Source organism: Microvirga sp. P4_G7, from assembly GCF_056401005.1.
The window spans coordinates 1-8,657 of sequence record NZ_JBFUKD010000093.1 but is presented as its reverse complement, the minus strand read 5'-3'; the positions used below and the strand labels follow the sequence as shown (position 1 = coordinate 8,657).

The window sequence follows — 8,657 nt, the reverse complement described above, 5'->3', positions numbered from 1 at the left end:
AACTGGAACGGCGCGCTGTCGATCAAGGTGACCGCCAGGGATGGGACGCTCAGCACCGATGCGATCTTCGCGCTCGATGTCRCCGCGGTGAACGATGCGCCCGTGGTCGCCATGACGCCGATCGCGCAGAGCGTGGCGGAGGATACGTCCTGGAGTTACCAACTCCCGGCTGGCACCTTCGTCGACGTCGACAGCAGCTTGACGCTGACGGCGACACTTGCGGACGGTTCGGCATTGCCGGCTTGGATGACATTCAACGCGACCACCGGCACCTTCAGCGGAACGCCGCCGCAGGATTGGAACGGTGCGCTGTCGATCAAGGTGACTGCTTCGGACGGGACGCTCAGCGCCGATGCTATCTTCGCGCTTACCGTCACCGCGGTGAACGACGCTCCCGTGGTCGCCGTGGCGCCGCTTGCGCAGAGCGTGGCGGAGGAYACRCCGTGGAGYTACCAAMTCCCGSCKGGSACCTTTGTCGACGTCGACAGCAGCTTGGCGCTGACGGCGACACTTGCCGACGGTTCGGCATTGCCTGCTTGGATGACATTCAACGCGACGACCAGCACCTTCAGTGGAACGCCTCCGCAGGACTGGAACGGTTCGCTGTCGATCAAGGTGACTGCGTCCGACGGGACGCTCAGCGCCGACACGACCTTTGCGCTCAATGTCACTGCGGTGAACGATGCGCCGCGCGATGTATTTCTTTCTAATGCGACGGTGGTGGAGAACAGCGCCAGGGGAACAGTGGTCGGGGCACTTTCAGCGTTCGACATCGACAGTGATACGTTTGACTTCCGTCTGATCGACGATGCGGGCGGCCGGTTCGCAATCGAGGGCGGTCGTATCGTTATCGCGTCGAACGCGATGATCGACTATGAAAGCGCGCAAGCACATCGGATCACGCTTCGCGCCGTCGACGATGCCGGGTTGTCCCTGGAAAGGACATTCGTCATCTCCGTTGGAGATGTGGCCGTAGAGACCATCGTGGGGACTTCCGGCAGCAACACATTGAAGGGCGGCGCCGGCTCCGATGTTATCTACGGAAAGGCGGGCAAGGACACTCTCTTCGGGCTAGGCGGCAAAGACACGTTCGTCTTTGATACCAAACCCTCGAAGAACAATATCGATCGAGTCGTCGATTTTTCGGTTGCGGACGATACGATCCATCTCGCGAAAACCGTGTTCAAGGCGCTGGGGAAGAAGGGTGCACTGAAGAAGGACGYATTCCATCTGGGCGCGCAAGCTCACGATGCGAGCGACCGCATCATCTACAACAAGAAGACGGGCGCGCTGTATTACGATGCGGATGGAAACGGCGCAGCGAAGCAGATCCAGATTGGAACGCTCTCCAAGAACCTGAAGATGACCTACAAGGATTTCTACATCATCTAGACGCGGACGATTCTCGTACTACGCCAGGGGGGCCGACGAATAAACGAGACGTACGAGATCCGATTGTTGTGCCGCGCCTGTCTTGCCGAACAGACTGCTGAGTTGCGTCTTGACCGTGTTGCGGCTCACACCCTGACGCTCGCAATAGGCCGCGACCGTTTCACCACCAGCAAGAGCCTGCAGCAGGCGTCTTTCCGCCGGGGTTAGTCCGTAAGCATCACCTACATGGGAGAGGCTCCGCTCTGTCAGAACCTGGGGTGCCTTGAGGATCATCATTACCGAGGGCTCGCCGCCCAGAAACCCTTGGGCAACGCGAGGGATGAGCATTGCCTCGAGCGGTGTCGGCTGGTCCCGGCGGGCAAGCGATACGGTCCGGGCCTGCCGGCTGTCGATCACTTCCTCGATCTGTCTCAACAAGGGGGGGCGCTGCTCTACGACGCTGGCGAGGCGGCCGAATGCGATGCGCAGAACCCGATCCGATCGGACGAGTTCCTCCGCGGCGGGGTTGAGGTCGAGCACAACCCCTGCCCGTGTGAGGCTGAAAGCGGCTGTCCCGAGTGCTTGAAAGGCAAGACGCCCAGCTTCTGCGCCGGCATTGAGCCCATCCAAGCGCCGCCCAATCGTCACGGACCGACGAAGGTGGGGCGCGAGGGCTTCCATGTCCCGTTGCGCGGCGGTGGAATAGTTGCCATCGCTCTTCGGGCGGAAGAAAGTGAGGAATATTGTAGTACGCTCGTCGACGCTCAGGAGCACGCCCGTACAGTAGTGAAAGTCGAGTGGCCTGAACCAGTCGTTGTAGTACTCGTGGCGGTCGAACTCGTCGCGTCGGATCAAGCCTTCGATCGGTTGAGCTGTTCCCTGTGGTTTTTCAAGAGCTCTCGGAACGATCGGATTGCTGGTCGCGAAATGTGCCCGATATTTTTCAATCGCCGCCATCTCCATCTGGTGGCGCGACAAGACTTGTACATCCGACGAGATCCGATCGTGGATGAAGATTGTCGAGGATCCGTGGACGATGCCAGCGATTTCGGTGGCTACCTGTTCCCACACCTCCGGCTCGACGGAGGCGCGATAAATCATCTCGATCACGCCCGAGGTCGTCTTCGATATCATTCGGAGGCTGCCCCCATCAGCAGACTGTTCTTTGCTCGCAGCGTTTCGCTTCTTGCATTGTCAACGCCCAAGTCCGTGGAAGCAAGATCCCAGGCCTCGGACTGATCTAAGTACTGAGAGATCTAAATACTCTGGGATTTCCTTGCGCCAAAGGGTTTTTAATTCACGAGGGCTTGATCGCCAGATTTCGACCGTAATTGTGTTGCGCGTCTTGACAAGACTTGCGATGCGCCGACGCCACGCGAAGTCGAGACGTCGGCGGCAGGGCAATCGCGATAAGTGGATTTCTCGATCGGACGCGCTAATCACAATCGACGTACCGAAAGGCGGTTGGCTTCGCCCCTTCGTAGCGCGAATTCACCGAGACCCCGGAAGAAGCAAATGAGAGAACTCGAACGTTGGATCATCGGCGAAGGGCTGCGAGGCACGAGCGTGGCGACGTTGCTGAACGGCTTCGTCGAACAATTGCTGGCCTCGGGGATACCTCTCATGCGGGTTTTCCTGGCCCTGCCGACGGTCAATCCCACCATTCGCGTCTACAGCCACACGTGGACGCGAACGGCTGGCACCACGGTCGACGGCGTCTCGCACGAACGCAACCGCGACGCGTTCGAAGTGAGTCCGTTCGGGCACATGCTGAGATCAGGGCAGACAGCGCGCCACTGGCATTTCAGTAAAGCCGAGCCCGATCGCTTTGCGCTTTTCGATGACATCGAAGCCGAAGGTGGAAGGGACTATCTGGCGCGCTTGGTTCCGTTCGACAACGCGAGTGCTCCGGCGCTGCTGGGGATCGCCATTTCTTTCTCGACGGACCGGAACGGCGGATTCTCAGAGGACGAAGTTGCTAGCATCGATTCCGTGTTACCGGCTTTGGCGCTGGCGTCTTACCGGATGACGCTTCTCGACGTCATGGTTGGAATGCTGGACACGTATGTCGGCCTCTCTGCAGGCCGCCGTGTTCTGAGCGGTGAGATACAGAGGGGATCCGGTACGACATTGACGGCCGCGTTGTTGTTCGCCGATTTGCGGGGATTTACAGCACTCGCCGATCGGTCGGGCGCACAACTAATCCATAGGCTCGATCAGCATCTCGAGGCAATGGCGGAGCCCGTCGTCGAGTACGGCGGAGAGGTCCTGAAGTTCCTCGGCGACGGTCTGATGGCCGCGTTCCTCGTCGCGGAAGATCGGACGAAAGAAGAGGCCTGCGCAGCGGCCGTGCGGGCAGCGCGAGCGGCGATCGCACGCAACGAAATGGTCAATCTCGATCACGCTGACGCTACACCTCTTGATCTCGACGTGGCGCTGCATTTCGGCGACGTGTTCTATGGCAATATCGGGGCCGCAAACCGGCTCGATTTTACGGTGATCGGTCCCGCCGTGAACGAGGTCAGCCGCATGGAAGCGCTTTGCGAACCCCTCGGCTGCAATGTCATACTTTCAGCCAGCGTTGCGGCCGCAAGCGCGCAGTCAGCGAAATCCCTTGGTCGTCACGCTCTTCGTGGCGTGAGTGAAGAGCGCGAGCTGTTTGCATTGGCACTCTAGCGTCCCGATGGGCGCCCTTGCCGAACGACGCCCTATGCCGCCGCGTCCCATTGTGGGGCAAGGCCAGGTGGGTTCACAATTCTGCCGTCGCCGCGAGCCAGCGCGTGAATAGATTTCATCTGATCGTCCGAGAGTTCGAAGTCGAAAATTGTAAAATTTTCGGCAGCGCGCGCCTCACCGGCCGTTTTCGAGAGGGCGATGACGCCATCCTGTTGCACCAGCCAACGCAGGACGATCTGAGCGACCGATTTGCGATGGCGATCTGCGATATCCTGAAGAAGCGGATCGTTGAATACCTTGCCGTCCGCCATGGCGTAGTAGCCCGTGACGGAAAGACCGGCGCGGCGGGCAGCCGCTATCACCACGGATTGATCGATATATGGATGGATTTCGATTTGGTTCGTGGCGAGCGGCGCTTCAGATAGCTGTACAGCCTCGTTCATGAGCGCCGTGTTGAAATTGCTGACGCCGATATGACGGACCTTCCCCACACGGCGCACCGCATTGAGCGCGCCGATCTGATCGGCGAGCGGTACGGCGTCGTTCGGCCAATGCAACAGCAACAGATCGACATAGTCAGTCTTGAGCTTCTTGAGACTCTCATCAACCGACGCAATGAAAGCGTCGCGGGCGTAATTGGCCACCCAAACCTTGGTGGTCAGGAAGATTTCGCTACGCGCGACACCCGAAGCAGCGATTGCGTCACCGACTTCCGCCTCGTTTCCATAGATCTGGGCGGTGTCGATGTGCCGGAAGCCGACTTTCAGCGCTTGAGGCACCATACGGAGAGTATCAGGACCGGGCAGACGGAAGGTTCCAAAGCCGAGTGCTGGGACGGCGGCGCTATTGGCTGTAACGAAGTGCATTGAAGAGTTTCCTTAGGAAGCGGTGTGCGGTGGGCGCCAGATCCCAACGAATTGTCAACAGCCTTGCCGATGCTGCGTTGTGTAGAAGGCGGATTGGGGTGGCCCTTGCGTCTATCGCTTCCTCATATGGGATAGGAGGCACCCGGCGATAGTCGTCGGCGGGATGAACGCCTTTGAAATGAAATCAAAGAGGCGTCGCGCCCGCTGCTCAACCGTGCTGACGGCGATCCCGGAGCAGATGGGCAACAGCGCCGAAGAGATGCGTGAGCGCCGTCGTCGACGAACTGTACGAACGGTAGAACTCGCGACTGAACTACCCGTGAAGGGTACACATCGGTGTAATAGAATTCATCTTTTCTTTAGTCCAATACATGGCATACTACAGATATACGCTGTAGTCCCGCGTTCAGGCTTTCCGATTTCAAAGCCGATTTGTACGACCTAAGTGGTAACGTCCCGCGGAATTAGAGCCGCTAGTAAGCGTTCGAATAAATCTCAAACCTCAGGGAGAAGATAATGGGCCGGCTTATGAAAGAGGACGATATTTACATTTCCGGCTTGCTGGATCTCTTAAATCTGCGTTTCGGACCATCGCAGGGCCCTGGCGAGGCCTTCGGGGGTATTGACGAACTGGCCGTTCTCCAAAAAGAGTTTCAACTGTTCCAGAAGGGACGATCGCTGCGAAATTGTTTTGCGCTGTTGAACCTTGGGGGCTTCTGGAATGCACGGGCGAAAAACCGGTGGCTTTCCCTCATTGACGATCTGAGCTCGTACGAGTCCGATACCGCGAAGGAAAACGGACACGACCGGATCATGAATACCATCATTGAGAATCTGACATCGTCGCGCCCGACTCCCATGTTCTTCAAAGCCCATGATTCGCGAGGAGACGACGGGCGCCGCGTAATCGTTCGGAAATCGTCGACCGGTCCCTTCTACGTCGAGCAGGAACACATCGTGGTGTCCCTTCCAATGCGCCCAAGATCTGATGCTGCGGAAGTTAAACCCGCGGGCCGCTCGTCGAAAAAATGATCTGGAGCGATCGGAATTGCCGGTGCAAAGTTTCGATGATCTCTATCGGGATGTCGATGCGTATTACACGAGAAGAGTTCGGCGTTTCGGCGCCACTCCTCTCGGTGTGGACTGGAGCTGTGAACCGACCCAGGAGCTTCGATTCATCAAGCTGCTGAAACTCTGCGATCTCGATGGACCCTTATCGTTGAATGACGTCGGGTGCGGGTATGGCGCCCTCGTCGGCGTTCTGGCACGACGACATCCAAAAGCCGAAATCGACTATCTCGGCGTGGATCTCTCGAAGGCGATGGTCAGAAAGGCAACCAAACTGTGGCCATTGGAGCGTGTGCGCTTTCATCACGGACATAGGAGCCCTCGTATCGCCGACTACAGTATAGCGAGCGGCATATTCAACGTGATGCTCACACAGCCGCGAGAGGAATGGGAGCGCTTCGTCGAAACGTCGCTCTGCGACATGAATTCCACAAGCAGACTCGGCTTCGCAGTCAATTTCGTATCGGAGCCGCGGGGCGGCCAGAAAGTCATGGCGGGCCTGTATTGTGCGTCGGCGGAGCGTTGGGCGGAATACTGTCGGCGCGAATTCGGTGCAGATGTTTCACTGATTGACGGTTACGGAATGAGCGAATTCACCTTGCTTGTCAGACGCTCGAGCTCAGGACGCGGTTGAATCGAGCAATCCTCTCGCCAATCGAAGCCGGGGCTCTAGGACCGTCGCGCCCGTGACCTCGATCAACATCTCTGCCGTCTCGAAATGACGTCTTGCTTCGACCGAACGCAATACACCGAATTGCTTCAAGAGTGCACTTCCTGCAACGATCTGAGCGCGGCATTCAGGAAGCCGCGCTGCACGTTCTCGCGATATGCGAATTGCGTGCTCAGCTGTGGTGAGGGCCTTGCCATAAGATCCTGCCTGATCCAGGCACTCGGCCAAGGCAGCGAGCATGTCCGGTTCATAGTCGACGGCGGCCCTCGCAGATTGCATGAACGCGAGGCCCGCCTCGAATTCTCTGACGGCATCAGCGGTTTGGCCCGCTATCGTCATCGCAATGCCTGCACAGGCGTGGGAGAAGACGCGCAAGTACGGCGTACCATGACGGGCGGCGATTTCCATGACTTGCGCGGCGTGCGTAGCCGCAAGTTCAGCGTCTCCGGTGATCCAGGCGAGATCGACGTAGCCTAGGTGACTTATGAACTGCACAGTTGGATCGATCAGGCCGTCGTCGATTGCGAGCATATGGTCGAGCCACTTTCGGCCTTCGTCAATGCGATCGATATGGACAAATATTCGTGCGCGGAGACTGATCGTCCAGTGCTCCACGCTGTATCCCAGGAAGCGGTTGTCGAAATCGGTCACATGGGGCAAGCGGATCATCGCTTCGTCGTTCGCCTGCAAGGCTTCCCTGAAGAGCCCTGCCCAACCATAGGCCTGGCAAAGTGAGGCAAAGAGGGTTGCCGCGCGCCCCTGGTCCGCTCCGGAAAGAATCGTCAGAGCCTTCTTCACCTGGGCGACATAGTCGTCGGCCGGGCCACCGCTCGCGCCACCAATTCGCGCTTCGACGAACAGCAACAGAGGGATCATGGAGTCATCGGTTGCGCGGGCTATGACGAGCKCCTCTTGAATGAAGGGCTGTGCCTGTTCGGAAGTCATACCCTCGCGCCAGCCAAGCCAGGCCACCTGAGCGTTGGCGAGCGTTCGAAGGGACGCATTTTCGGGCGAGCGGGGCTGATCACGAAGAAGACGCAAGACGTCCTGCCACTGCTTGATCGCCTGCGCGGGGTGCATCGATCCGATCCATTCGGCTGCCCGCTTGCCGTATTGGGCCGCGGCCGCGAGGTTGCCGGCCGCCTCATAGTGAAAACATATGAGCCCGGCGGCTTCATCTCGCCGTTCGCGATAGTATGCCTCCATCGCCGGGGCAACCAATCCGTGAAGCCGGCTTCTTCGCGCCTTCAATTGTCCTGCGTACGCCACTTCCTGAATGAGAGGATGCCGGAACGCATATTGAGTGCCTTCGGGGCTATGGAGAACCTTCAGCAGCTCCGCCGAACACAAGTGATCGAGCACAACGTCCGTTTCAAACCGCGCGCCACCGAGTACTTCCGCAAGCACCGCGTAAGGCACTTCCTTGCCTATGACTGAAGCCACTTGGATGACGGTCCTGTCTGCGATGGCAAGCCTGTCCAAGCGCTCTCCAATGACCGCCTGAACTGTGACCGGCAATGGGATGTCGCTTGATCGTGCAACCAGGCGGTAATGACCCGTTGTTCCCACCAGTCGGCCGTTCTCAGCCAACGAATGAACCAACTCTTCCGCAAAGAATGGGTTTCCGCCGCAACGCTCGGCAACCCGCTCACGCAGCTCGGCGAGGGCAGCGTCGGGTCCGATGAGCGCTTCCGCCAACACCCTGGTCTGATCGCTCCCCAGATCGTCGAGCAGGATCTGAGTGAAATCTTTCCTCTTCATCCCAGGCGCAGAGTAATTCGGTCGATAATTGACGATGAGGAGAACTTGCGTACCTGAAATGGCGGTACAGATTGTCTCGACGAAACCTTCGCTCGCTTCATCGAGCCAATGGAGGTCCTCAAAGAGAATAACCAAAGGGCTTTTTCCGCGATCGCGAATCAAATGCGACATGACATCGAGCAGGTAGGCGTGACGCGTCTTGGGCGCGAGGGCGGATGACGCCGCGTTCTCAGCGATTCAGCGAT

7 protein-coding genes are annotated in these 8,657 nt (G+C 58.5%); 4 read left to right on the top strand and 3 right to left on the bottom strand.

Annotated features, from left to right (window positions below):
- The coding region (locus AC1DT3_RS06685) for a putative Ig domain-containing protein (protein ID WP_477464471.1) at positions 1–1,392 on the top strand (1,392 nt) is incomplete at its 5' end.
- An 18-nt stretch (positions 1,393–1,410) separates the two neighbouring features.
- Here AC1DT3_RS06685 and AC1DT3_RS06680 read toward each other — a convergent pair.
- Positions 1,411–2,481 carry a helix-turn-helix transcriptional regulator gene (locus AC1DT3_RS06680; RefSeq protein ID WP_477464470.1) on the bottom strand — a complete coding sequence of 357 codons (1,071 nt, stop codon included), beginning with the start codon at positions 2,479–2,481 and terminating at the stop codon, positions 1,411–1,413.
- 405 nt (positions 2,482–2,886) lie between these two features.
- On the opposite strand from AC1DT3_RS06680, the gene AC1DT3_RS06675 reads away from it, so the two are divergent.
- On the top strand, positions 2,887–4,047 hold the full coding sequence (locus AC1DT3_RS06675; protein ID WP_477464469.1) for an adenylate/guanylate cyclase domain-containing protein: 1,161 nt from the start codon (positions 2,887–2,889) through the stop codon (positions 4,045–4,047).
- A gap of 32 nt (positions 4,048–4,079) precedes the next feature.
- Here AC1DT3_RS06675 and AC1DT3_RS06670 read toward each other — a convergent pair whose 3' ends face one another.
- A complete protein-coding gene (locus AC1DT3_RS06670; protein WP_477464468.1) occupies positions 4,080–4,913 on the bottom strand; it encodes an aldo/keto reductase in 834 nt (277 codons plus the stop codon).
- Positions 4,914–5,429: 516 nt separating this feature from the next.
- Here AC1DT3_RS06670 and AC1DT3_RS06665 point away from each other — a divergent pair.
- On the top strand, positions 5,430–5,945 hold the full coding sequence (locus AC1DT3_RS06665) for a hypothetical protein (RefSeq protein ID WP_477464467.1): 516 nt from the start codon (positions 5,430–5,432) through the stop codon (positions 5,943–5,945).
- 22 nt (positions 5,946–5,967) lie between these two features.
- The gene (locus AC1DT3_RS06660) at positions 5,968–6,615 is read left to right on the top strand and encodes a class I SAM-dependent methyltransferase (RefSeq protein ID WP_477464466.1); all 648 of its coding nucleotides are present in this window, start codon (positions 5,968–5,970) and stop codon (positions 6,613–6,615) included.
- On the opposite strand, the gene AC1DT3_RS06655 is transcribed toward AC1DT3_RS06660, so the two are convergent.
- A complete protein-coding gene (locus AC1DT3_RS06655; protein WP_477464465.1) occupies positions 6,601–8,547 on the bottom strand; it encodes an ATP-binding protein in 1,947 nt (648 codons plus the stop codon). The genes AC1DT3_RS06660 and AC1DT3_RS06655 overlap by 15 nt on opposite strands.
- Positions 8,548–8,657: the final 110 nt, after the last annotated feature.